The sequence below is a fragment of the Paenibacillus sp. BIC5C1 genome (genome assembly GCF_032399705.1).
Classification (GTDB): Bacteria; Bacillota; Bacilli; order Paenibacillales; family Paenibacillaceae; genus Paenibacillus; species Paenibacillus taichungensis_A.
Window position 1 is genome coordinate 4193447 of record NZ_CP135922.1, and the last position, 25902, is coordinate 4219348.

21 protein-coding genes are annotated in these 25902 nt (G+C 45.4%); 2 read left to right on the plus strand and 19 right to left on the minus strand.

Annotated elements, in window-relative coordinates; genetic code table 11:
* Positions 1-3 precede the first annotated feature (3 nt).
* A complete protein-coding gene (locus RS891_RS18580) occupies positions 4-1812 on the plus strand; it encodes a cache domain-containing sensor histidine kinase (protein ID WP_315792826.1) in 1809 nt (602 codons plus the stop codon).
* A gap of 122 nt (positions 1813-1934) precedes the next feature.
* Here the strand turns inward: RS891_RS18580 and RS891_RS18585 are convergent, their stop codons facing one another.
* The 10 genes from RS891_RS18585 to RS891_RS18630 all read right to left on the minus strand — a co-directional run bounded on the left by RS891_RS18585 (position 1935) and on the right by RS891_RS18630 (position 13607).
* A complete protein-coding gene (locus tag RS891_RS18585) occupies positions 1935-3287 on the minus strand; it encodes an aminotransferase (protein ID WP_315792827.1) in 1353 nt (450 codons plus the stop codon).
* 23 nt (positions 3288-3310) lie between these two features.
* Positions 3311-4447 (minus strand): alanine dehydrogenase, encoded by a 1137-nt coding sequence (ald, locus tag RS891_RS18590; protein WP_315792828.1) that lies wholly within the window; start codon positions 4445-4447, stop codon positions 3311-3313.
* Positions 4448-4476: 29 nt separating this feature from the next.
* A complete protein-coding gene (locus tag RS891_RS18595) occupies positions 4477-5238 on the minus strand; it encodes a sulfite exporter TauE/SafE family protein (protein WP_315792829.1) in 762 nt (253 codons plus the stop codon).
* A 31-nt stretch (positions 5239-5269) separates the two neighbouring features.
* Entirely contained in the window at positions 5270-6688 is a 1419-nt protein-coding gene (locus RS891_RS18600) for an aldehyde dehydrogenase family protein (protein ID WP_315792830.1), read from the minus strand.
* Between the two features lie 157 nt (positions 6689-6845).
* On the minus strand, positions 6846-7625 hold the full coding sequence (locus RS891_RS18605) for a GntR family transcriptional regulator (protein ID WP_315792831.1): 780 nt from the start codon (positions 7623-7625) through the stop codon (positions 6846-6848).
* Positions 7622-8884 carry an MFS transporter gene (locus RS891_RS18610; RefSeq protein WP_315792832.1) on the minus strand — a complete coding sequence of 421 codons (1263 nt, stop codon included), beginning with the start codon at positions 8882-8884 and terminating at the stop codon, positions 7622-7624. The genes RS891_RS18605 and RS891_RS18610 overlap by 4 nt, the downstream gene beginning before the upstream one ends.
* Positions 8885-8931: 47 nt before the next feature.
* Complete coding sequence (locus RS891_RS18615) at positions 8932-10581, minus strand: amidohydrolase (protein WP_315792833.1); 1650 nt, start codon at positions 10579-10581, stop codon at positions 8932-8934.
* Between the two features lie 109 nt (positions 10582-10690).
* Positions 10691-10990: a MerR family transcriptional regulator gene (locus tag RS891_RS18620; RefSeq protein WP_315792834.1), complete on the minus strand. Its 300-nt coding sequence runs from the start codon at positions 10988-10990 to the stop codon at positions 10691-10693.
* A gap of 249 nt (positions 10991-11239) precedes the next feature.
* Complete coding sequence (gene nspC / locus RS891_RS18625) at positions 11240-12367, minus strand: carboxynorspermidine decarboxylase (protein WP_315792835.1); 1128 nt, start codon at positions 12365-12367, stop codon at positions 11240-11242.
* A 1-nt stretch (position 12368) separates the two neighbouring features.
* Positions 12369-13607, minus strand: a complete 1239-nt coding sequence (locus RS891_RS18630) for a saccharopine dehydrogenase family protein (protein WP_091001908.1) — start codon at positions 13605-13607, stop codon at positions 12369-12371.
* An 891-nt stretch (positions 13608-14498) separates the two neighbouring features.
* Between RS891_RS18630 and RS891_RS18635 the strand changes: the two genes are divergently transcribed.
* Positions 14499-14978: an immunoglobulin domain-containing protein gene (locus RS891_RS18635; protein ID WP_113054460.1), complete on the plus strand. Its 480-nt coding sequence runs from the start codon at positions 14499-14501 to the stop codon at positions 14976-14978.
* 192 nt (positions 14979-15170) lie between these two features.
* On the opposite strand, the gene cydC is transcribed toward RS891_RS18635, so the two are convergent.
* The 9 genes from cydC to RS891_RS18680 form a co-directional block, all read right to left on the minus strand.
* The gene (gene cydC, locus RS891_RS18640; RefSeq protein WP_315792836.1) at positions 15171-16904 is read right to left on the minus strand and encodes a thiol reductant ABC exporter subunit CydC; all 1734 of its coding nucleotides are present in this window, start codon (positions 16902-16904) and stop codon (positions 15171-15173) included.
* Positions 16901-18739, minus strand: coding sequence for a thiol reductant ABC exporter subunit CydD (gene cydD / locus RS891_RS18645; RefSeq protein WP_315792837.1), 1839 nt, complete (start codon positions 18737-18739; stop codon positions 16901-16903). The genes cydC and cydD overlap by 4 nt, the downstream gene beginning before the upstream one ends.
* Before the next feature lie 63 nt (positions 18740-18802).
* Entirely contained in the window at positions 18803-19816 is a 1014-nt protein-coding gene (locus tag RS891_RS18650; protein ID WP_315792838.1) for a cytochrome d ubiquinol oxidase subunit II, read from the minus strand.
* Positions 19813-21177 carry a cytochrome ubiquinol oxidase subunit I gene (locus RS891_RS18655; protein WP_315792839.1) on the minus strand — a complete coding sequence of 455 codons (1365 nt, stop codon included), beginning with the start codon at positions 21175-21177 and terminating at the stop codon, positions 19813-19815. The genes RS891_RS18650 and RS891_RS18655 overlap by 4 nt, the downstream gene beginning before the upstream one ends.
* A 631-nt stretch (positions 21178-21808) precedes the next feature.
* Positions 21809-22333 carry a TlpA family protein disulfide reductase gene (locus tag RS891_RS18660; protein ID WP_315792840.1) on the minus strand — a complete coding sequence of 175 codons (525 nt, stop codon included), beginning with the start codon at positions 22331-22333 and terminating at the stop codon, positions 21809-21811.
* 44 nt (positions 22334-22377) lie between these two features.
* On the minus strand, positions 22378-23091 hold the full coding sequence (gene ccmA / locus RS891_RS18665) for a heme ABC exporter ATP-binding protein CcmA (RefSeq protein ID WP_113054465.1): 714 nt from the start codon (positions 23089-23091) through the stop codon (positions 22378-22380).
* Positions 23084-23905, minus strand: coding sequence for an ABC transporter permease (locus RS891_RS18670; protein WP_113054558.1), 822 nt, complete (start codon positions 23903-23905; stop codon positions 23084-23086). Before RS891_RS18670 ends, ccmA begins: the two co-directional genes overlap by 8 nt.
* Positions 23906-23931: 26 nt before the next feature.
* Positions 23932-24507, minus strand: coding sequence for a nitrous oxide reductase accessory protein NosL (locus RS891_RS18675; protein WP_315792841.1), 576 nt, complete (start codon positions 24505-24507; stop codon positions 23932-23934).
* The gene (locus RS891_RS18680; RefSeq protein WP_315792842.1) at positions 24504-25871 is read right to left on the minus strand and encodes a right-handed parallel beta-helix repeat-containing protein; all 1368 of its coding nucleotides are present in this window, start codon (positions 25869-25871) and stop codon (positions 24504-24506) included. The genes RS891_RS18675 and RS891_RS18680 overlap by 4 nt, the downstream gene beginning before the upstream one ends.
* Positions 25872-25902: the final 31 nt, after the last annotated feature.

Below are 25902 nucleotides of genomic sequence, written 5' to 3' on the forward strand. Positions count from 1 at the left end.
GTTTTGAACCAGCAGCGGTGGTATCAGCGAATGCATTTCAAGCGTGTAAATCATCAAATCTTTGTACTCATGATTTTAATTATCACCATTCCACTTGCCATCATGTCCTGGTTTATTTACCTTTTCTCCGTGCAATCCATCAAAAATGAGTACCAAAATAGCGCCAACCTCATCCTGAACAATTTGTCTTTCAATATTGATCAATATCTGCAGAGCATTGAAAAAGGCACGCTCACCGCTCAACTGGACAGCAGTCTTCAGGATTCTCTTTACCGCTGGCTGCAGCATCCGGAAGAGGATCAAAACTATCAATACCGAAATGTCATTGAGCAATTCGTCAGTACCATTGAGATTACGATTAAAAATGTGGATAGCGTCCAGATATATGCAGGCAATCGGGTGTTCTACTCCGCCGATTTTAATCGTTACAGCTATGTGGAAACAGACTTTCTGAGCAAACCCTGGTATCAGGAGATCCTAAAAGCAAAAGGGAAAATTGTTCTTTTTGGCACACATAAACCTTTTCATCGTATTGGGGGAGATCAGGATCAGTCGGTCATTTCCATCGGCAGAGTCATTAATGTGACCGGAAGCAAACGTCCGCTAGGTGTCATACTTGTCGATCTGCGCCCGGACTCTCTTAAGGAAATTCTCAAGCTTTCCGAAAATAGCAATCAAAGCTTCATCATTGTTGATGAAAACGGAAATACCGTATATGCATCTGCGAGAAATGATTCAATGAATGTTGCTGATGGCAAGGAAATCATGCTGGAGAAGTCCGTATTGGAACAGGTTAGAAGGGATACATCGGGCAATTTTTACGCAACAATTCAGGGCACCCCCTCGTATCTTAATTTTGTTACTTCCGATTATTCCGGTTGGAAAGTCATTCAGTATGTGGATGAAAAACAAATGACCAAAAACGCGGATCTTCTTCGCTTCATTTTGCTTGGTTTTGCCGTATGCTCGTTACTTGTTGCCTTGTTATTTTTGGTGATTCTGTCTGCCAGAGTTACCAAACCGATTATTTGGCTAAGCAGACAAGTACGCACCGTTGGATCGGGCAACCTGGATATCCAGCTCAATACAAATCGTAAAGATGAGTTCGGGATCTTGTATCAAGGGATAAGCAAAATGGCTGAAGATTTGAAGGACCATATTGAAAAGTCATCACATATGATAGCCCAGCAAAAAATAGCACAATACGGCGCATTAAAGAGTCAGATTAATCCTCATTTTCTGGCGAATGCGCTGGAATCCATCCAAATGAAAGCCGTAATCTCAGGTCAACGTGATATCGGTGAGATGATCGGACTGCTGGGCAGAATGTTCAGGGTCCATATTCAAACCGGCAAGGAATTAGTCCCGTTGGAAGAGGAACTTGCCCATACGCGTCTGTATGTGCAAATCCAGCAAATGCGTTTTGGAGATAAACTGATTTATCGTGAAACATGTGATCCTCAAGCACTCAAATTACCTGTTGTACATTTTTCATTGCAACCACTTATTGAGAATGCCATTGTCCATGGACTTGAGCATAAAAAAGGAATTGGCCATCTGGAGATCACTGCTGAAATCACAGGCCAAACGATGCGAATTGAAATCAGGGATGATGGGGTTGGCATCCAGGAAGAGCAACTGCTCGAAATGAGGAATACGTTGCAAGATCCGGCAAGCAGCCTGGATATGGAGCATATTGGCATCAAAAATGTTCATGACCGAATCCAATATCATTTTGGTGAAATCTACGGCCTTGAGATTGAAAGTGATCCGGCTGTCGGTACCACGATTACGATCATGTACCCCGCGTAAGAAAGTCGCAGAATGGAGGAACACTTGTTCAGTAGACCTCTTTCTCCCTCCCCTATCACATCAAACAAAGGCAGCCATCCAAATGGATTAGGCTGCCATAACGTTTTATTTATTTCATGCTGTTACATCCCAAACGCTGCTTTCACCGTATCCACCAAAAACGTCAGGTCATCCTCTGTTGAGGAAAGTGGCGGAGCGATAATCAGGACATTGCTGAAGCCAGGAATAGTGTCTCCATTTTTACCGATGATGACCCCTTTTTGCTTGCAAGCTGCGATGATTGAACCGACAAAGGCGTCGGACGCCGGTACTTTTGTTTCTTTATCTTCAACGAGTTCGATACCATACAAAAAGCCTACCCCGCGAACTTCACCTACATTGGCGTGAGCCACAAGTGAATGCAATCCACTTAAAAATGTATTGCTCTGAGATTCAACTTTAGCTACGATATTGTCCCGTTCAATAATTTCTATGTTTTTGAGCGCTACTGCACAGGAAGCCGGATGTCCGCCATAGGTGGAAACGTGCCTGAACTGATTGTTATGCCCCGCGCCTTTGAAACTCTCGTAGATCTCCGCTTTCACTGCTGTTGCCCCAAGCGGCAAATAACCACTCGTCAGCCCTTTCGCCATCGTGATGATGTCTGGCTGAACGCCCTCGTAATGCATGAAGCCGAACATTTTGCCCGTGCGACCATATCCCGAAACCACTTCATCCATGATGAGCAGCACATCGTATTTCTCACAAATCTCGGCGACACGTTGCAAATAACCGTCAGATGGAATAATGACCCCGCCACCGGAAATGAAGGGTTCCATGATGACACCTGCGACGCTATCCGCTCCTTCCCACACAATCATTTCCTCCAGCATATGGGCAGCGATGATATCCGCTTCCGGTGTATCCCCGAATGGCGACCGGTAACGATATGGAGGCTGTACATGCAGGAATCCTGGTGCAGGAGGGTCGTACCGATGCCGACGATTGGCTTGAGCGGTTGCGCTTAATGCCCCTAACGTATTGCCATGGTAAGCCCGATATCTGGAGATGAATTTATACTTCCCGGGATTGCCGTTTTGCGCATGGTATTGACGTGCAATTTTGAACGCGGTCTCATTCGCCTCTGATCCACTGTTGGAGAAAAAGGTCTTATAATCTCCCCCTCCCAACAATTCACTGATTTTTGCCGCAAGCTCGATGGCAGGCTCGTGACTTATGGTTAAGGGAGAATAGGACAATTTCATCATTTGCGCTGCTGCGGCATCCGCGATTTCCTTGCGTCCATGCCCCAGATTTAAGCACCATAATCCCGAAACACCATCGAAATAGCGATTGCCGTCTATATCCGTGAACCAGGAACCTTCGCCGGATGCCGCAATGACAGGATTGGCTCCCTCTATGTCTTTATAGAGTGCATGCCATAAATGCTGCTGATCTTTTTCAATCAATGTACGTGTCTCTTCTTTTGTTTTCAAGTCATTTCCTCCCCCGGAATGAATTAAGATACTGCAATGACTTCTTTCGTGATCATCGTCTCAAGAGGCGTAAATGGCAAATTCATGGCTTGTGCTACAGCATGGAATGTGACCTCGCCCTTATACGTATTAACCCCTTTGGCTACCGCCGGATTGTTCAACACGGCTTGTTCAAATCCCTGGCTCGCAATAAACAGCCCATATTGACTTGTTGCATTCGTTAAAGCGTAGGTCGCGGTTCTGGCGACAGCTCCCGGCATGTTGGCCACGGAATAATGAATCACGCCATGCTTTACGTAAGTAGGCTGATCGTGGGTGGTTGTATGGTCAACGGTTTCAATGGAACCTCCCTGATCAATGGCAACATCGACGACGACAGAGCCGGGCTCCATCTGCTTAATCATGCTTTCAGTGACAAGTTGCGGAGCTCTGGCACCCGGGATCAGTACTGCACCGATGAGCAGATCCGCTTTCTTTACTTCCTCCGCAATGTGGAAACGATTCGATATAACGGTTTGCACACGCCCTTCGAACAGATCGTCGAGCTGTCTGAGCCGCTCCGGATTGACGTCGAGAATCGTCACGTTAGCGCCCAGTCCAACCGCCATCTTCGCTGCGTTTGTTCCGACAACGCCGCCACCAATAATGACCACATTGGCCGGTTTTACTCCAGGAACACCACTAATCAGCACACCTTTTCCGCCTTGGAATTTTTCAAGGGAATGCACGCCCACTTGAACAGACATTCTTCCAGCCACTTCACTCATCGGTGTCAAAAGTGGCAAGGAGCCATTGCCAAGCTGAATGGTTTCATAAGCGATAGCTGTTACTTTATTCTCCATAAGTTTATGGGTTAATTCCGGTTCCGCCGCAAGATGCAAATACGTGAATAAAATCAAATTTTCACGAAAATAAATGAATTCGTCCTGTTGAGGCTCCTTCACCTTCATAACCATCTCCGCTGACCAGGCTTCCCGGGCTGTAGAAACGATTGTCGCACCAGCCTGAATATATGCGTCATTGCTAATGCCGCTACCCAACCCCGCACCATCTTCAATCTGTACCGCATGTCCCGCATTCACAAACGACAAAACACCTGCCGGGGTAATTGCTACCCGGTTTTCATTGTTTTTGATTTCTTTAGGTACACCTATAATCATGTCTCACACACTCCCGATTCGATTTGTATTTAATACAATAACAGAATACCTGTAACAAAAATGATAGAATGCACGACGATCAAAAATGATGTCTCCGATATTTTTTCATTCAGCCACTTGCCAGCAAAACCGCCTGCATAAATAAAAGGAATAAACAGTAGCACCAGCAGCAGATTTTGAATGGAGAGCGTTCCAAGAACCAAATAAGATACAATTTTAATGGAATCCATAACAGCCAGCAGCATCGCAATGTTTGCCGTAAACTGTTTCTTGGAGAAGGATGAATCATGGAGAAACAATACAATCAGGGGCAGACCGCCTGAGTTCGCGGCTGCGCCCACAAATCCGGATGCAAAGGCGCCCAGTTGATAAAGAATTCGTTTTTGGGTGGTCATGCTGTTACTCACCGGTTCACCCGTTGTGACCTTATTTTTCCTTTTACGACTGGCAATGAGCATGACGCCCATTATAATTGCACTAATACCAATGGCTGGTTTCAGAATGTGATCATCTACGTAGGCCAGGATGACACTTCCGAAGAGTGTACCTATTAAAGCCATCGGCAGCATTCTGGCAATTAACCTCCACTGAATCGATGCGCGATGCACTCTTGCACCTGTAAAATTGCTAAACCACAGAATGGGAGCCAACAGCGTCGTCGCTGTGGCAGAAGAAACGAACAACGTAAGAATTGGATTTAATATCATGCCGGCCCCAAAACCAAACCCTACTTTGGCAAGACCGCTAAGTACCGCGAAGAGAATGAGAATTCCTACTAAACCTGCGCCCATTCCTTCTCAGCTCCTTATACGTTCCTTCGATTCAAGTACGTACATAGACGGTTTTCCATTCCGTAAAGAATTTGATAGCATGACTTCCCTGTTCACGGAAACCGCCAATGCCTGTTGCTTTGATCCCACCGAATGGCATATGGGGTTCGCTATAAGTCGAGGGCATATTAATATGAACCAATCCAGACTCAATCTCATCTGTATACTTCATGGCCGCAGCAATGTCTCTTGTGTAAATTGTTGAAGATAATCCGTATTCAATGGCATTGGACTGTTTCAGGCATTCCTCAAAATCGGAGAATTGAATTAGCGCCAATACGGGGCCGAAGATTTCTTCATTCGCAATCGTCATCTGCTGTGTAACATGATCAAACAGCTTGGGTTTGATGAAAAAGCCGCCTTGCGCCCATTCTTCTACTGGTTCATCCTCACCATATATGAGAGTTGCACCTTCTGATTTTGCTATCTCAACATACGAGCGGATGGTATCGTATTGCCGTTGATCCACTACCGGGCCAATTAATGATGCTTCATCTGTCGGCAGACCCAAAGTGACATTATTTAATGTTGCAATCATGTGATCGCGGAACGTTTCATATATCGAATCATGGACAAAAATACGACTTGTTGCAGTGCAACGCTGTCCCGCGTCCAATAAACCACCTGACACAATATCCTGACAAGCCTGTTCGATATCCGCATCCGGCATAATGATAAATGGATTTTTACCGCCCATCTCCGCCTGAAAACGAACACCTCGCGGCGCCAATACCTGATGAATCGTTTGTCCGGTCTTCGTCGAGCCTGTAAACGTAACCGCCTTGATCTGTTCATTGGCTGCAAATGCTTCACTGACCAGAGGACCATCGGCAATCAGCATGGTGACTATATTTTTCGGCAAACCTGCTTCTTCCAGCAAAGACATAAATTTTTGGGAGATCATTAGAGACTGCGGTGCAGGCTTCCACACAATGCTATTGCCTGCGACCAATGCGGGCGCCATTTTCCAAATCGGAATCGCTAGAGGAACATTCCATGGTGTGATGACACCTACAGTCCCCAGAGGTTGTTGTTTGGTATAAGCGAACACGCCGGCTTGTCTGGAAGGGATGGTCTCGCCAGTCATGCGGTAACCTTCTCCTGCGAAGAAACGGAGAAACGAAACACTGCGATGAATCTCAGCTACACCATCCCGCAGGCATTTCCCCACTTCTGTCGTTACCAGAAGACCCCATTCTTCTGCTCGGTCCTCAAGCAATTGAGCAATCTTGAGCAACAGTTCTCCTCTCACGGGTGCAGGTACTTTACTCCAAATTTTTTGAGCTGCTGCAGTTGCGGCAATGGATTCCTCAATTTCAACCTTGTTCATCAATGGAAATTCAGCTAGCACTTGCTTGGTGGATGGATTAATTGAAACCAGTTTTTCCTGTTGCATGAATGTACTTGTCATGTCATCTCTCCCACTTGTAAGGATGTATTTACAACTGCTTGATGAATTCATCATAAGATATAACGAATTGATTTTGTTTAATTACGTTAGATTTTCTGACATGTTTTTTAAGAGAAATAAAAAAAGTGAAGAGCATCTGCGCTCCTCACTTTTCCTACTAAAAGTGGATCGGTCCAATAGGCATCAATTCCTCATGCATTGACCCAGCTTGGTTTTTCCCAACTTGCTCAATCGTAAAGCGGAATCTTGAACCCAAATACAAGGCTTTATACTTCTCAATTGGCACATTTCTCTCGTTATGCGCTACACCATTCCATAAAATCATTGGCGTTCCTGTGTCCACTTGCAAAAGCTCAGCTTCCTCGGCTAATGCCCCAACAGCCTGAAAGGATTGAGACGAGCCCAAGGCAACATGCCCTTTACGCTGTAATAAATCATATAAAGGCACCCCTTCGAGATCTTCCTCCAATAAGCCCGGATAGAGCTGGCAAGGGATAAATGAAGTTCGAATAGCCAGCGGTTCATCATTAGCCAGACGAAGGCGCACGATTTTAAACACATTGCTTCCTGGAGTTATCGAGAGTTCTTCCGCAAGTTTGTCAGATGCCTGAATAATCTGGCCCTGAATCAGCTTTGCCTGATCCGTCAAACCACTTGCACGCATTCCCTCGGCAAATGTCGTAAATACATTGGCATTTCCCGTAATAATTGGTGAAGAAACGAACGTTCCCAAACCTCTCTTCTTGATTAGATAACCTTCCTGGACAAGTTCTCCTATGGCTTGCCGCACGGTGGGCCGACTAATGCCATGCTGCTGAGCCAAATCCATTTCGGAGGGGATTTTCTCCCCTTTTAACAGAATTTCAGTATCGATCTGCTGCAAAATCCATTCCTTCAATTGCGTATAATAAGGGAGTTTACTTTTATTATCTATCAATGTTCACTTACTCCTTTCGCCAGTTCTGGAATGATCAATCGTTTCTGGCTGGATTGTAGGCCCAGGAAAGCCAGGAAAACAAGGATACCAAATGCACTTAATAACCATACGGCACCATCATATGACCCGTTAAATAGGTCAATGATCAGTCCCATTCCTACAGGTGCGGCAAATCCCGCGATTTGTGCCCCAATATTAACGAGCCCAACAGCGGACCCACTCGTCTCTTCTGGTAATCGCTTAATGGGAAGGCTATAGATAATGACCGAAAGGAAGGCAGAGAAGATAGGCATAATGGATTGGTATATGATCACTCCTGTAACGGATGCAGCATGAAACATTAAATATACCGTTATGGCAAGCGCAACACCGCTAAATGCACCAAACCACTTCTCTTGACCACTTTTCACCTTATCCATAACGGCTCCGGCAATCAGGAAAAACAGGATGCCTGAAACAGCGGGTATCATTTGCAAAATGCCCAGTGAAGATAAACTGATGCCGCGTTCATTCACCAAATATGTTGGCATCCACGAAGATGTGCCCCAACTGATAAAGCCGTAACCGAAAGACGCGAACATCAAGCTCCAAATCATTGGTGTTCGCAACAAAGCCTTAATATTTCCCTTGGCATTAGGTGCTCCATGTGATGTAGAATAGCCATTGTTCGTGACTTGTTGCTTCAAGACGCTTGGTTTCAAGAAAATCCAATATAATAAGGCAATGCATAGACCGCATATCCCGATAATTAAAAACATAGTCCGCCAGCCAAATTGCACAAGCATCGTTGTTGTGAGAATAGGTGCGATGACACCTGCCACGGTTAGCGCGGAAAGGAAAACCGACATGGCACGAGAACGTTTATTTTCCTCAATACTGGTAGAGATCAATTTGGAACCTGCCGGGAAGAAACTACCCTCTGCCAAGCCAAAAAGAAAACGGATAACTAGGAGTGAGGCAAAAGACCAGGCTATGGCTGTTAAACCCGTAAATATGGAAAAACCAATAATTGAAATGAATAAAATAATTTTTTCTCCAAATCGGTCCGAAAGCCAGCCACCCGGAATCTGCATGAGAGCATATCCCAAGAAAAAGATACTTAACATCAAACCGCTCGCTGAAGCGCTCAGCTGAAATTCATCAGAAATTTGCACAACCCCGAAGTTGATGACAAACCGATCAAATGCAGAAAATAAATTCCCGATAAACAGCAGAAAAATGATCATTTTGGTATGTTTCAACGCTCCAGCTCTGCTCAAAGCATGTTCCTCCTTCTATTATAGACGTTTCGTTTACACTGTCACTTCTAAACCCTTACACTCTTGTTTTCGTATTCCACTACGCCATCAATGATGGTATACATAATTTCTATATCTTTGATCTCCAGTGGATTAACCATGGTCAGGTCCTTATCCAATACTGCGAAGTCGGCAAACTTTCCTACCTCAATGCTTCCGCAATCCTTCTCCTGAAAATTCAGTACGGCTCCGTCGATTGTCATTGCTCTCAAGGCCGTATTCACATCGATTCTTTGCTCATGTCCCAATATGTCGCCTTCTCTGGTATGACGGTTAACAGCAGCCCAGATTAAAAAAAGAGGGGAAATCGGCGTTACAGGACAATCCGAATGAAGGGTGAACAACAGGTTACGATCTACCGCATCTTTCAAAGGACTTATTCTTTTCGCGCGTTCCGGGCCCAGAAAAATCTGCTCATGACGCTGTCCCCAATAATAGACATGATTGATGAAAAATGAACCCGCTACGTTCAACTCGGCCATTTTGTCCAAATCTTCTCTCGTCGCCGTTTGTACATGCTCAATCCGGTGGCGGTGGTCCACTCGTGGCGTTGCATGCAATGCATATTCAAAACCTTCCAGGATCGACCCAATAGCCCGGTCACCATTACCGTGAATAGCAATTCGAAATCCTCGTTGGTGCAAGCCGGAGATGATCTCGTTCAGAGCAGCCTGCTCATAAAATAGTTCGCCATTTACTTCCTCGTTGCAGTAATACGGATCTCGTAAAGCACCTGTTAGTCCCTGAATTGAACCATCCTGAAATAATTTGGCACTGTCCAGACGGGCTCTTCCATTCGAGCGTTCATATATTTCCTGTTCCAGCTCGCTTGCAGTGTAATTTGAAAACTGGCCCTGCTCTGTTAACAACGAGTGCATAATCATCAGCTGTGATCGCATGGGCGTAATGCCACTTTTCGCAGCTTCAAGCATAATGGCCAGACTGTCTTGATCCCATACCCCTGCATCCGTGTTCATGGTAATGCCTTGCGCAACGTAATCTTGAGATGCTTCCCCCACTCGTTCCAGAAAAGTGGACTTATCCATTACCGGAAGTACCGATTGAAAAGCATTCATCGCAGGAGCTTCATACAGGACCCCGTTTAATCTGCCCGAAATATCTCTGCCAAAATGGGGATTATCACCAATCTGTTCAGCATCAATGCCTGCTAGCTCAAACGCCCTGGAATTGGCAACGGCAATATGACCGCTAATATGTGTAATGTAGACGGGGTGATTCGGAGCAACCTGATCCAGATCCATACGGGTTGGATGACGGTTGTCAGCCAGGGATGTATCATCGTAACTATGGCCCTGTATCCACTCTCCAGCAGACGTGCTGCCTACTTTCTCTTCGATCGCATGTAAAATATCCTGAATCGTGGCATTTAGGGGACTACTGCAATCCACGTTCCCCTTTAAGTAGGCACATGCCAGGATATGATTATGCGTTTCGATAAACCCCGGAATGACCGTTGCGCCTCTTAAATTCATCACTCTGGTTTGTGCTGTCATGTTCAACTCATCTAAAGGCGGCTCCGGCTGGCTCCAAATACCGCTGATTCTGCCCTTGCTTACAGCGACCGACCCTGCAATTTGATTTTTACTGTCCAACGTGATGATATTTGCATTGGTGATTAGTAAATCCACGTTTTTCATTTTGACTGCCCCCTTGCGAATGAATGATGTACTCTCTTCTCCCTAGCTTTTTCAGTAACTTCTCTTGTCATCATGTAGTGATGTCATTACAACTGATACTACAGTTATCTTAAAAAAATTCATTCTTGTTGTCCGCATATGTGTTATATAATCTAACATTATTTTTCTTTTTCTGATCTTGCTTGATATCGAACGTTCTAAATCCATCCTCTAAATGATTTGCTATTTCCATAAGCATCTCAATATCCTTGAACGAATATTTTCGATTTCCTGTAGTTGATCTTTCGGGAAAGATCAACCCCCGTTCCTCATAATATCGAATTTTTCTGGCTGATAAACCTGTCAAATCGCAAACGGTTCCGATGGTAATCACCTTTCTCTCTTTATAATTGTCCTTGTCTTCTACCATTAATATCTCACCTCACTTGTAATATGTGTAAGTTTAACTAACATAAATTTGTTATTCATTATTACATCTCGGTGAGCATGTTGTACATAGTCTGATTTAGAAAACAATAAAAACTTAAAATTATTGCCTTCATAGAGGATTTTGAGCCTTGGATTTTGTTAGGAGGATTGGATGATGGAAATTGGCGGAAATTAAAAAACCGGATTCCTCTTAATGAGGAATCCGGTTGTGTATTCAACTGTATACTGTTTAAGCCAATCTCATTTTGAAGTCCTGATAGTCGAACTCGCGAACCACTTCGCAATCGCCATCTTTTCTTTTCACTGCGATGGCTGGCAACGGCATGCCATTAAATGTATTGGTTTTGACCATGGAGTAGATCGCCATGTCCTCAAATACTAATCTGTCCCCCGTTTTGAGCGGTTGGTCAAACGAATAATCGCCGATCACATCACCCGACAGGCAAGTTTGTCCACCCAGACGATACAGGTGAGGTTTTTCTCCCGCTTCGCCCGAACCGATAAGCGGCGGGCGATACGGCATTTCAAGCACGTCCGGCATATGACATGTTGCCGAGGTATCAAGAATAGCAATGTCCATACCGTTCTTGTGGAAATCGAGCACAGAAGTCACCAGGAAGCCCGCGTTCAGCGCAACCGCTTCGCCCGGCTCCAGATATACTTCCAGGCCATATTTCTCCTGCATACGTTTGATGCAGGCTTCCAATCTTGCAATGTCGTAATCCTCGCGTGTGATGTGGTGTCCACCGCCGAAGTTGATCCATTCCATTTGTGGCAGCCATTGACCAAACTTCTCTTCTACCGCATTCAGCGTTGTTTCCAGATCGTCTGAATTTTGCTGGCACAAGGTATGGAAATGCAGTCCGGAAACGCCTTCCAACAGCTCCGCGCGGAAATCTTCATGCTTAGCACCGAACCTCGAACCAGGAGAGCATGGATCGTAAATCTCATGCCCCTCCTGAGTCGAGCATTCAGGGTTAATACGCAGGCCTACTTTTCGACCAGCCTGAAGCGCTTTGCCCTTGAATTTCTCCAGTTGGGAGAATGAATTGAAAATAATATGATCGGTAATCGAAAGAATTTCATCGATCTCATCTTCGCGATAAGCTGGGGCAAAGACGTGGTTCTCTTTGCCCATCTCCTCATGACCGAGGCGGGCTTCATACAGCCCGCTTGCCGTTGCACCGCTCAGATATTCTCCAATAAGCGGATACATGGTGGTCATGGAAAATGCTTTCTGAGCCAGCACGATTTTGGCTCCTGTACGTTGCATGACACCGTTCAGAATTTTGAGATTTCTTTCGATAAGTCCTTCGTCAACAACAAAACATGGCGTCGGTAATTGCTCAAACCGCATCTTAACGAACAAGCTCCGATTCTTTGACTTCTTCTGGCAATTCGTCAACGAGTACCGGATTGAAATCTTCAACCCATGGGAGACCCCATTTGTTCAACTCTTCCATGAATGGATCTGGGTTGAACTCTTCAACGTTGTATACGCCTGGTTTGTTCCATTTGCCTGTCATCACCATTGCTGCACCAATCATAGCTGGAACACCTGTTGTGTAAGAGATGGCTTGGGAACCCACTTCTTTGTAGCATTCTTGGTGATCACAAATGTTGTACACGTAGTACGTTTTGTCTTTGCCGTCTTTTTTACCTTTGAAAATGCAGCCGATGTTCGTTTTGCCCACAGTACGTGGTCCAAGGGACGCCGGATCTGGCAGTACCGCCTTCAGGAATTGCAGCGGAATGATTTGTTTGCCTTCGTATTCGATAGGTTCGATCGAAGTCATGCCAACATTTTCAAGTGCTTTCAAGTGCGTAAGGTAGCTTTGACCAAATGTCATGAAGAAACGAATGCGTTTCAGACCAGGCATGTTTTTAGCCAGGGACTCCAGCTCTTCATGATAAAGAAGATACATGTCTTTCTCGCCAACTTCTTTGAAGTCATAGACACGTTTAATTTCCATTGGTTTTGTTTCGATCCATTCACCTTTTTCCCAGTATCTACCGTTAGCCGAAACTTCGCGGATGTTGATTTCAGGGTTGAAGTTGGTTGCGAACGGATAGCCGTGATCCCCACCGTTGCAGTCCAGAATGTCAATATATTCAATTTCGTCAAAGTAATGCTTCAGGGCATAAGCAGAGAATACACCAGTAACACCTGGGTCAAATCCACTGCCAAGCAGAGCTGTAATTCCCGCTTTTTCAAAACGCTCTTTGTAATCCCATTGCCATTTGTATTCGAATTTTGCCGTATCTTCCGGCTCATAGTTCGCTGTATCCATGTAGTTCGTTTTCGTTGCAAGGCATGCATCCATGATTGTCAGGTCCTGGTAAGGCAATGCCAGGTTCATGACGATATCCGGTTTAACTTCGTTGATCAGAGCGATCAGTTCGTCAACGTTGTCGGCATCCACTTGAGCTGTCGTAATTTTTGTTTTACCGCCGTCCAGCTTGGCTTTAAGATCGTCACATTTGGATTTCGTACGACTTGCGATGCAGATTTCCTCAAATACTTCGCTGTTTTGAACGCATTTATGAACTGCTACTGAAGCTACGCCGCCGGCGCCGATGATTAGTGCTTTTCCCATTTTCCATTCTCCTAACCCAATATGAACTTTTTTAAATTAACTTCATTATTTTTCTCATTTTTCAACTTGTCGCCCGTTCTGAACCAACAAAAAAAGCAAGGTGAAAAATGCCCCAAACGCGCATCATCACACTTGCTTGTCGATATACATCATTAAAAAGACGCAAAGTTTCCATAACTAAAAAAGTTCAAAAGAACTCCTCTAGCGGAAAGCTTCTTCATGTATATCAATATCAGATCAGAGTCTATATAGCAAATAATTCGCCTTTACCACTCTTATTGACCGTTTCACAAGTTGATGTGCAGATGCACTGGTTGTAAAGTAACCAACTTATAAAATTTGAGCTTTTAACTCAATCAATAAGGCAACATAAGTTGCCAATCGGCGTTTGACCCGGCTGTCCGTATGGCCTTAACTTCCTTAAGAGAAGTGGTCAAAAATTATCTGCTGGAAAGACCTGATTCATGTTGATATATCTGCTTTCCAAAATCACAGGTCTTACAATATCAGATACATTAAAAAAAATCAAGCGATCTCTAAAAATTTTTTATTCATCATTTTGGAACACACATTTCGCTCTTAGGCATATCTGATTATAATGTCAAATCTTTAAGCATTTCTTCCTAATGTATCCAGATATTCCTCAATTTTTAAACTGACATGACAGCGATAACGATGTGTAACATGGAAGTTGGATTACCCTAAAACAAGTTGATTAGGTAGAATAATCCTTTATTTTATTATATCGAAGATAAATTGTTACACGAAGTTATGAAAAATAAAGTATGTCCGAAAATATTTTCTTTCAACTTGAAATTTTATACATTTTTGATAGAGAGATATGATATATTTGGTATGTCATTTAAAATATATCCCAGAAAAGAGGATCTTATGAAAAAAGCTGTTATGCTATTTGCTACAATTTTCATGTTTTTGCTTTCCATCGCTCCATCAGCATCTGCGGCTGGAGACCGCCTCATTTATGACATCATGTATAACAATTCGATTCCACTCGTATCCAACAACGTCAGGTTTTCACTGCAATACAGCGTCTACGGCGACCTACAGCTCTGGGATAACCGCACACGCACGATGTTATGGAACACCAAGACCAGTGACACGAGAATAAATCATTTCAAGATTGATTATTGGAGTGGAAAACTAGTGCTCCAGGATCCCCAAAACACACCTTACTGGACGTCAGACAACAAGGCATGGTCTACATCGTACTATGGTGCGGACAATCTGCCACCCAACCTCAGAGGTAACGTGCTTATCGTTCAAAACGACGGCAATTTGGTGCTGTACAATACAGAAACACCGAGTGCAGGCTGGTATCCTGTCTGGGCTTCCAATACAGGAGGTCATTAAGGTCTATTGTATTAAAGCACAAACTGTTTAATCGAAGCATAATTTAATTGAACTTCCCTCATTCTTATAGGGTCTTAAACTAAAAATACACTCCACACAGCGTAAATGTGTGCGAGTGTATTTTTAGTATGGAGAATGCTTAAACTGCAATGACGCATACTCTTTCATTCGTATCTGTGTATATCTTACTCTCTATACTCCAACTTCTCCAATCAACTGCCGCTCGATCTTCTTCATCTCATAAAAATAACCTTTTTGCTCCATTAACTCCGCAAAGGAGCCTGCTTCCACTACCCTTCCCTGTTCCATTACCACAATCCGATCCATCTCTTCCAGGCCGGTAAGCCGATGACAGATCAAAAGAAGCGTATCCTCTGCCGCTTGTGCGTAGAGATATTTCATCACACGTTCTTCTGTAACGTAATCCATTGAAGAAGTAGGTTCGTCGAGAAGCCATAACCGTCCCTTGCGAAGCATGGCCCGTGCGAGAGCCAGCCTCTGCTTCTCGCCGTCCGACAGGTTTTCCCCTTTTTCATATACTACATCGGTCAATGATGTATTGGGCAGCTGTACTTTTTCCAGGATATCTACCAGTTGTTCATCCGAATGTTCTTCATCATTAAACAAAAGGTTATCCCGGATCGTTCCCCGGAAGAAATGACTTTGCTGCAACACAACATTAGCCGTCTGCCAAATACTCACCTCATCCAGTTCCTTCACCGAAACGTCATTTAATCGGATCTCCCCTGTTGTAGGTGTACGCAGTTTTAACAGCAATTCAATAATCGTTGATTTGCCTGATCCGCTCGGTCCGACAATCGCCGTTTTGGAGCCGGGTAAAATATGGAGCGTAATGTCCTTTAACGCCGGTCTCCACTCCCCTTCATATTGAAACGTAACATCGGTGAGATCAAGAGAAACAGCCTGATTGCCAGATAACGCTCCTTCTTGCCGTGTTGACACAGACTGCCTATCGGAGGTCTGTATGGTTTCCGTTAACCGCTTGGCTGCGTGTTCGCTATCCTGCTTATACAAGGGCAATGTCGCCATTGCAGCAGCCTCTTCGAATACGGTTAGCGAGGCCATAACCAGCATTGCAAGAAACACGCCAGCAAGCGCTCCATCGATAATCAGATAAGCACCAAGTGTCAGCACGCCCCAGGAAATAAGGAATGTAACCAAAGCATGCATAGATTGCCCGCGCAGCAGGTTACCGGCAGCCCGTTGCTGGTGGACCGTTAACGCAGCAGAAGCCTGCTGCAGCTGTTGCTCCCGTTGAGTCAGTTGTCCGTACACTTTCAAATCCCGGAACCCATACAATACTTCGGTGACTTCTGTGGAAAGCAGCGCCCGCTGTTCGCGAACGTGTCCATGTATTTTCCGCTGCCCCAGCAAAACTATTCCAGGTACAACCAATGTCGTTGTGAGCATACCTACTACAAACAAAACTGCAATCCAGAATGAAAAAGAAGCAGTAAACAACACTGTCGCCAAAAAGACCATAACAACAATAATCGGTGGATAAGCGACGCGCAAAAAATAATGTTGCAGGCTCTCCACATCCCCAACAATGCGGGCTAGCAGGTCCCCGCTTCGCTTTTTGTTCAATATACCCGGCGTCAAAGGAATGAGTCGGGCAAAAAAGGATGTACGCAAACGGCTAAGCATGGAGAACGTCGCCCGGTGGGAATACAAACGCTCTCCGTAACGGCTCGCCGCCCGAAGCAGTCCAAGCAGCTTGACCAGCGAGGTGAGTACAATTAAGGTGTACAGCGGTGGCGCAAATACCGTTTGCGAAATCAGATACCCGCTCGCCGAGAAGAGAGCCACTCCTGCAATCCCTGCAATAAACCCACCAAGAATGGAAAAAATGATATCCTTGCGCTCCTGAATCATGGCTTTGGACAAGATTGCTAGCTCATTCATGCTAAGCCCCCCTTTCGTTGAACGTCAATCATCTCGGCATACTGGGGTAAACGCGCCATAAGCTCTTCATGGCGTCCCGTATCCAATAACACACCTTGGTCCATAAACAATATGCGGTCGGCATGTTGAATCGTATATAACCGATGAGCCACCGTAATCATCGTCGCTGTGTCTGCCAATGTGGCAATAGAACGTTGCAATATCTGCTCTGTGCGCAGATCCAGTCCTACCGTGGGTTCATCAAACAATATGATGGATGGCCGCTTCAAAAAAGCACGCGCCAAGGCAAGTCGTTGCTTTTCCCCACCAGACAGCCCCCGACCTCCTTCACCAACCAAGGTATCGAAGCCATGCTCCAATTGAGCAACAAGTTCGGCAAGCCCGGCATCCTCTGCCGCCTGCTCGATTTCAGTTCTGGACACGTTCTGCCCCGCACCAATCGCAATGTTCTCAGCAAATGTACCTGCAAAAATATACGGATGCTGTGTAATGTAGCTAATCTGTTCGAACCATGCAGCCTCATCATATTTGGATAGCTGCTGTCCATTTACCAGAACCTCTCCTGATACTGGCTTCAGCAAACCCGCAATGAGATGGAGTAACGTCGTTTTCCCTGAGCCACTTTTGCCGACAATGGCAATGTGTTCTCCCGGGTCAAGCTGTGCTCGACCCGTCTCAAGCTCGAATGATTCGGGCGCATATCGAAATTGGAGATGGTTCAATATTATGGACGGCGGCATGGAACTTCCATTGGAACGGTCCATTTGCAATGTCCCTATCCCGTTCTCCCTTTCCATCCGATCCATGTTATCGACCTCGTCAATTCCATCGGATGTACCTGATCCTTCTTTGCCATCTGCCGATTTACTCTCCCCAGCTGTTTCCTCAAGCATCTGCTCTACCTTACGAACTGCTCCCATACTTGTTCGCCCGCTGTGAAAAGCCGTTCCCGTATTTTTCAACAAACTGTAGAACTCGGGAACGAGAAGCAACACTAGAAACGCGGTGTGGAACGACATCGATTTGAATACAAGCAGCTGGATTGCCAGTTCAAGAGCCACGATACCGATGCTTAGCATTACGATCGATTCCAGCATGAACGTATTGGTAAATGCAATCCGCAAAATGCCCATCGTGGCATCCCGATATCCCAGGCTGGTGCGTTCAATCTCCTGCTGCTGACGATGAGCCCGTCCAAATATTTTCAACGAAACCAGCCCTTGAAGAGAGTCCAGAAACGTACCGGAGAACTCGGCCAGCTGCGCATATTTCTCCTCTGATTTGTTCTTCGTTTTCAGTCCCACCAAAATCATGAACAAGGGGATAAACGGAGCCGTAAACAGCATAATGAAGCCTGAATTGGCATGCTGCATAAACGTTACCACCAAAATCAGAATTGGAATGATGGCAGCCTCCATCATACGCGGCATATACTGACTGAAATAACTGTCAGCCTCATCCACAGCATCCAGAGCAACACTGACCTTTCCGCCTGTTTGTCCACGAAGGGTTGATGGTATCGATGCATGGGTCAAGTTTTGCAGCACGGCTGCGCGCATATTCTTCTTCGCACTGGAAGCCATATGCAAACCAACTTTTCCGTTCCCATAAGACAACCCCGTACGTACGACCATGACAGCCAAGAGTATCCCTAGCAGCATGACGACCGACGAAAGGGAGGCCTGCTCCACGAAAATCCGTTGCACTGCTTCAGCAAGCAGCGCAGCCTGACTTACAATTGCTGCACCCAGCGCAAGTGAAATCACTGCAAGGAGCACGAGACGTTTTCGCTGCCCAGACATTTGTTGAGAGATCAAGCTTGTTTTCCTCTTCATGCAAACTCTCCTCCTTTCTATGAACCTGTGAGATTACTCCCTTATGTCACATACTGCATTTAATTATTTTTTTCCCTTAACATAATCCGCATCAAACAGAAACAGTTTGAAAACCAGAATCAAGGAAGGAATCAACATACACATGCCACCGATAAACACAACTACCAGTGCGAAGCCCATCGCTGGTGAGGTCACACTATTCTGAATTGTAATGAACGGATCAAGGATATAAGGATATTGACCAATTCCATAAGCGAAAAAGGCACAGAAAAATTGCAGCATGATACATATAAACGCTAATCCGTAGCGGCGGCCGTTATAGATCAGCCACATCGCAATCATGAAGAAGGCAACGGAAAGCGCAAGCAGCCACCATAAATCCATCATATTTTGAAAATGTCGCACATTGTGCTGTCCCAAATAAATAAATGCAGTCAGTGCGATGATAATCGTCGGTGTGCTCCAGAACAGGGCATAGGTTCGCACCAGCTTCAATGCAGAGTGATCCTCTGCCCGCGACGCATAGAAGGCCAGAAAAGAGCTGCTAATGAACAATACGGATACAATCGCCAGTCCAACGATGCTCCAGGATAACGGATTGGTAAACAGCGTCCAGTAATCCAGAGAAACCGTCGAACCCTGCTTCACAATAAAACCACCTTCAGACAGCGTTAGCGCCACTGATAGCGAAGCGGGAATCAGCAATCCCGAAGCTCCATAAAGAAACAGATACACGATGTTATTTTTGGAGCCATAGTTCTCAAAGGCATAAAACGACCCCCGAATAGCCAGTAAAATGACCGCAATGCTTCCCGGTACGAGCAGCGCTGATCCGTAATAATAAGCTGTGTCGGGAAAGAATCCAACGATGCCAATATAGAAAAAGACAAAAAATACATTCGTAATCTCCCACACCGGTGATAAATAACGGGAGATCAGACGATTAATCAGGTGATCCTGTTTCGTCAAGCGTGCATAAAAGGCAAAGAAACCCGCCCCGAAATCAATGGAGGCTACAATCAAATAGCCATACAAGAACAGCCAGAGTACCGAAATGCCAATCAGTTCGTAACTCATGTACGCTCACCCTTTTCTGTAGACTGATTGCGCTTCTCCTTCATCCATTTCTCCATCTCGACTTCTGCCGGATTATTGTTGAATAAACGTCTTAATACGAGAACACACATCACTCCCAGAACGATGTAGAGGAGCAGGAAGAAGAAAAAGATCATTCTGATGTTGAGTGATGAAGTGGCGGCTTCCTCCACACGCATATATCCCCGGATAATCCAAGGTTGTCGTCCCAGTTCAGCATAGAACCAACCCAGCTCAACCCCGAGAAAAGCCATTGGAGCACCCAGCGCTATGATCCCAAGCAGCCACTTGTTCAGCTCATTGCGCTTTTTCCAGAACACAAACAGGAAGTACAGAACCGAGATAGCCAGCAGCGTAAATCCGATTCCCGCCATTAAATCAAACAGGTAGTGAACGAGCAGTGGCGGCCATTCGTCCTCCGGAAATTCCTCCAGTCCGGTTACCTCGGCATTAAAGTCACTAAAAGCCAGGAAGCTGAGCAGTTTCGGCAGGTGGAGGGCTCCTATAATTTCATGCTCTGCATTCAGCCATCCCAATAAAATCAAATCTGCGCCGCTCTCCGTCTCAAAATGCCATTCCGCAGCTGCAAGTTTCTCCGGCTGATGCTCGGCCAGAAATTTGGCGGACACATCTCCCGCTAATGTGTTCAGTAAGCCGAACAGCAGAACCACCGCCATCATGAGATTCAAGGCTTTTTTGTGGTAGGCGGATGCTCCTTTTCTCAGCATTGCAAAGGCTGCAATTCCGGCTAACAGGGCAGCTCCTGTCAAATAGGCCGAGCTTAATACATGAAACACCTTGGAGAATGTCGCCGTATTCAGCATCGCCTGCACCGGGTTAACCGCTGTGAATTGGCCTGCTTCCATGACAAAGCCTCCAGGCTGGTTCATGAAGCCGTTCACCGTCGTAATAAACACAGCCGACATACCTGCACCGGTGACGATGGGAATCGTCAGCAGCCAGTGGATGTATGGATTTTTGAATCGATCCCACGTATACAAATAAATGCCCAAGAAGATGGCTTCAAAAAAGAACGCAAACACTTCCATGAATAGTGGGAGTGCTATGACATTGCCTGCCAGTTTCATAAAATTCGGCCACACCAGGGCCAGCTGCAGTGAAATCGCTGTACCTGTCACCACACCAACCGCCACAGAAATGACAAACCCTCTTGACCACCTCTTCGCCATCAGTGTGTAATGGGGGTCCTTCTTGCGAATTCCCATGAACTCTGCAATTGCGATCATTAAGGGTACGCCGACGCCTAGCGTCGCAAAAATAGCGTGGAAGCCCAGCGTCATGCCTGTCACCAGCTTGCTCCACATCACCGTATCGATTGCCATTGTTTACTGCCTCCTTTCAAACTCTGTTCGATTTTCGTACTGATTTGAATCTTTTAATTATTAGGTCAGTCAGCCCTCGGACTACGTTTTTTATCAGGTTGATAGAAACCCCACTAGACTGGTTCAGGGTCTATCCATAAAGCGTTCCTCCATCGTTGTATGTACAAAGAGAATTTTTTCACAAAGTATGAGACGAAGGAGCTTTATCACACCATCATTGTGTATTGATACACATCGTTACTGGACTTAGCACGGTTTGGCGAGCAATGTTTTACCTGAAACGGAAGAGCCAAAGTACTTAACAGGACCTAATAGTTAAAATTATTATATCTTTGTGAATTAGCAATTCAATCACTGACACGTCTTCGTCCCTAAATGTTCAAGAAAGGATCAACTCTTTCTGACAACTCGGTGAAAAGCGTAAAAAACACCCAAAGGGGCTATTGATTCATTAGGCACAACCGTGGTATTGCAATTTTAAATTCTACTATGCATGCAAGATGTTCTGGAAAACCGTTCGCGGTTGCCCGGATTCTGATAGCATCTTACAAGTAAAACAAAAGAAGCCGCTCGTATAGCGAGCGACTTCTCCACTTCTTTTTGTTCATAAATCTGCATAGCTTCAATTCTATTACTGTACGGTATCCTCCAGCCATTGCTGCAAAGGAGTATCCTTGGTCAACTCACCGAGCAGAATGTGACTGAATATACCTTCCTGATCTATGATTAAGGTCGCTGGCAACCCGGTGATGCGATACAGGCTGGAGACCTTTCCGGTCACATCAATGATAAAAGGGAAATCGAATTGCTGTTTCTCCATGAATTCTCGAATGGTGCCCTTCGCTTCCCCCACGTTGACAAACAGGGTCTCTACATCGTTTTGATACGTCTGAGCGATCTGATTAATCATTGGCATTTCCCTCACACAGGGCGTGCACCATGAAGCCCAGAAGTTAATCATGACGACTTTGCCCCGATAATCGGAGAGCTTGACCTGTTCTCCCTCTGAATTAACCGCAGTGAATTCAGGAGCAATTACACCTGCTTCAATAGTACCGGTTCGTTTGGGCTCGGATGATGAAGTCCCCTGGTAAATTGCCCACACAGCGGCCAGCACAGCAGCCATTCCAATCAGGATAGTTATCAAACTTCTCATTTTCGAATTCATTTTAGCACTATTTTTTTTCAATAAATTCACCTTCATTTTAAGCCAAGACTATGATGAAATGCAGCATGAAGCGACCCGAACTGTTGACGAAAGTCTTCAGTAGGACCATTTCCCACATTACGTCCTTGGTTCATAAAAACAATCTGATCGGCAACATCATCTGCAATCTCAAGCTGGTGGGTGGAGAACACGACCATCTGTCCCTCCGCCTTGATCTGTTTGATCAGATTTGCAAACTCTTGCATCCAGAAGGGATCCAGTCCATTCGTCGGCTCATCCATGATCAGCAGCGGAGGCTTGGCCAGCAGAGCCTGGGCAAATAACACACGCTGCCGCATACCTTTGGAAAAGGTCGTGACCCGTTTCTTTTTTTGATCGGCCAAGCCTACCATCGTTAGCACTTCCGTTACTCGCTCTTTGGGCACTCTCCTAAGCGCCGCCCAGAACTGGAGCACTTCCTCTGCGGTCAAGCCCTGGTTGAAATGATAATCATCGGGCATATACCCGATCTGTTCCGAATATCGCTTTCGTTCTTTGGACCAGCGCATCTTGTTTATAATGATTTCACCCGAGGTAGGTTGAAGAATACCTGCAAGCATACGCAGAACGGTGCTTTTTCCCGCCCCATTTCCGCCACATAAGGCAAGCACATGACCGGAAGAAACGCGAAAGGATATATCTTCAACGATCTGTTGTTTTTTTATGGATTTACACAATCCAACAATCTCTGCTTCCACGTTATCCATGAGAACGCCCCCTTTCCCAGATCCCGTAAACTGCCACGATCGAACATGCAATCCACAGCAGGCATATCCCCATAAAGATCCAGCTCCCGCTGGATGGCTGTACCCAATCTACCCACTGATAATATTCAGGTCCCAGTATCGAGCCCCCTCCAAGTTTGATCACCACAAACAAACGTACCAGCTCAGCCGGATTGATGAAGGTTAGAACGGTGAGTAAAGGTTTTATCCACTGATAAGGCATGAGACCCAATACGGAGATTAGAAGCGTAGGCCATCCGATCACAGCAAAAAACCAAACGGAGACGGATATCGTTAACGCTTGCCAGCGATTTTTGGATAACGAACCGATAAACAGTGCAATAGTCAGAAATAGCAGCACCAGTCCACAGGAGAAGACCAGAAACAAAAGGTACGTCATAACATCCAAAGGGCTGCCCACCCATCCACTAAGAAGTCCCATCAGGCCATAACCGAATGTAATGATCGTCATTAATACAACCGACAGACCCAGATATTTGCCAACAATAAAAGACATCGTACCGATAGGGTATGTGGACAACAGCTGCCAGCTGCCCTCTTCCTTTTCAGAAGTCAATGAGAATGAGCCCAGAAAAAGGGTCATCAGCGGCAACAGATAAAGAATCAGATTTAACATGGAACCTGTCGTGCCAGAGTATCCTGCTACAAAATTCTGAGAGTTAATGATCAACAAACTCAGGCTAAATACGCAGAAAAGAATCAAAAATGAATATGCCCAAGGGTTGCGAAATCCCATTTTCATCTCTCGTCGAACGACTTGCAACATATCTCCCATCATGCATCACCATCTTCTTTGGTCATTTACTTATGGCCTGAATCTTCCGTTGATTCACTTTCCTCATGTGTTTCTTCATGCATGCCCTCACCCATTCCCTCTTCGGAATGCCCATGTTCACCCATCATATCCATCGTTTCTGTGTTTTGTTTCCAGTCGTGGGAGGCGAGGTCTTCAGCAGTCATGATCGTTCCCACACCCTGCTCGGCAACAAATGCTTCGGCAGACTGTTTATCCTTGAAATTGAGAATGCCGTAAGCCATCGGTGTACGCAGTGAAGTATCATATACATACGTCGCTTTGCTGTACTCAATCCATTCCTTGTCATTATAATCACGAACAAAATCCATCCCGATATTATCTGTTCCGTTCTCTTCTTTCCACTGGTGCATACAACCAATGTCATCAAATTTATAATTTTTACCGTCTTTCGTGGTAAGCTGCGTGGCATAGGCATCATCTTTCACCTGCATTTTGCAAATGGCACAGATATCCACGTCTTCATTGATGGGCAATGCCTCGTATTTTTTTCCGCAAGCTGTTAATAACAGCACCCCAAAGAGAAGCACCATAACTGTTTTCCAATATGTTTTCATTTTCATTTTCGTAATCCCCCCATTTTGATCATAATAAAAGTGGCCATGCCCAGCAAAATGCATCCGATGATCCAAACCCTGGTTGGCTCTTTAACCGCTTGTGTACCTTGTGTACACGACTTCGTCGTCTGTGATTCCGCTTTCATACTCATTAATGGCGATCTGTCGCTTGTCCACTCTGCCTTCCCTTCCGTAAACAAGTTGCTCATAAAGATCATGCCTGGAGATTGAAAAAAAAGCTGGTAGGCTGAATTTCGGTTGACTACTTGCTCATAAAAAGGATTAATCCCATAGGACAGTTCACTGATCCCATCATTGTTCAAATCAAGACCCTGAAAGGAATCCCAGTAATTTTCCTTCATCTCATTGTTCCGGCTCTCCATCGCTGAAGCTTCAATCACATTCGAAACAAATTGGTTTCCACTAAACTGATTATCCTCTGCAAGCACGAGCTGAATTCCGATGAAATTCCGAAGCACCGCATTGCCGCGAATTTCATTTCCTGAGGATTCAGCAATGTTCATGCCAACACGATTACCTTCCACGACATTGTTATGAACCGAGGATTGCTGTACGTCATACAACAAAATCCCTTGTGAATGCACATTTTCGTTCTGTTTGCGAAAGGAATTACCCGATACAACCGTATTCTTGACGCCCATGACCATGGCTCCGGTACTGTTGTTCTCCCCCACATTGTCCATAACAGAAGAACCATCGATATACATACAATGAATGCCATACCTGGTATGTAACAGTGTGTTGGCCTTCACCGTAAGATTGCGACTGTTCTCCAGGTAGATACCATCCCGCATACCCGTAATTTTGTTGTCTTCAATGTGGGTACGATGGGAATTGTACAGATCAATGCCATTCCCCTTTTGACCACTGGAAGCAGACTTCGGTCCAGCCCATGAAATGGTATTGCTATGTATGCGCCCGTCGACGGAGCCCCGCAGCACAATTCCAAAACTTTGACTCTGAATAACCAGGCCCGTGATCTCTACACGGTCTCCTTCAACCTGAATCGCTGCAGTGGGTTCGTTTGTTAAGTGTCGTACCGTGAAACCCTGCAAAGTCACTCCTTTTGAACGAATGGTGATTGCGGATTCAGCTTCCGTATTCCATAGCGTTACGGATGAGTCTCCTCGAATGGATATATTCTTGTCTATACTTACCGGACCAGAATAAATACCCGGCTCAAGAACTAGCACATCTCCAGATTTAGCATCATCAATGATTGACTGAAGTGGAATAACGTCTTTGGTTTCAGGAGCAGCGTTTGCAGTGACAAGCGGGTAAGATAGCGGGATCGCCAGTATCCCTATAAACAGCAACATACCCAGGACAATCCGTCCGTTTAACATCATAACCTCCTTTATGAAGCACACTGCTCATAGT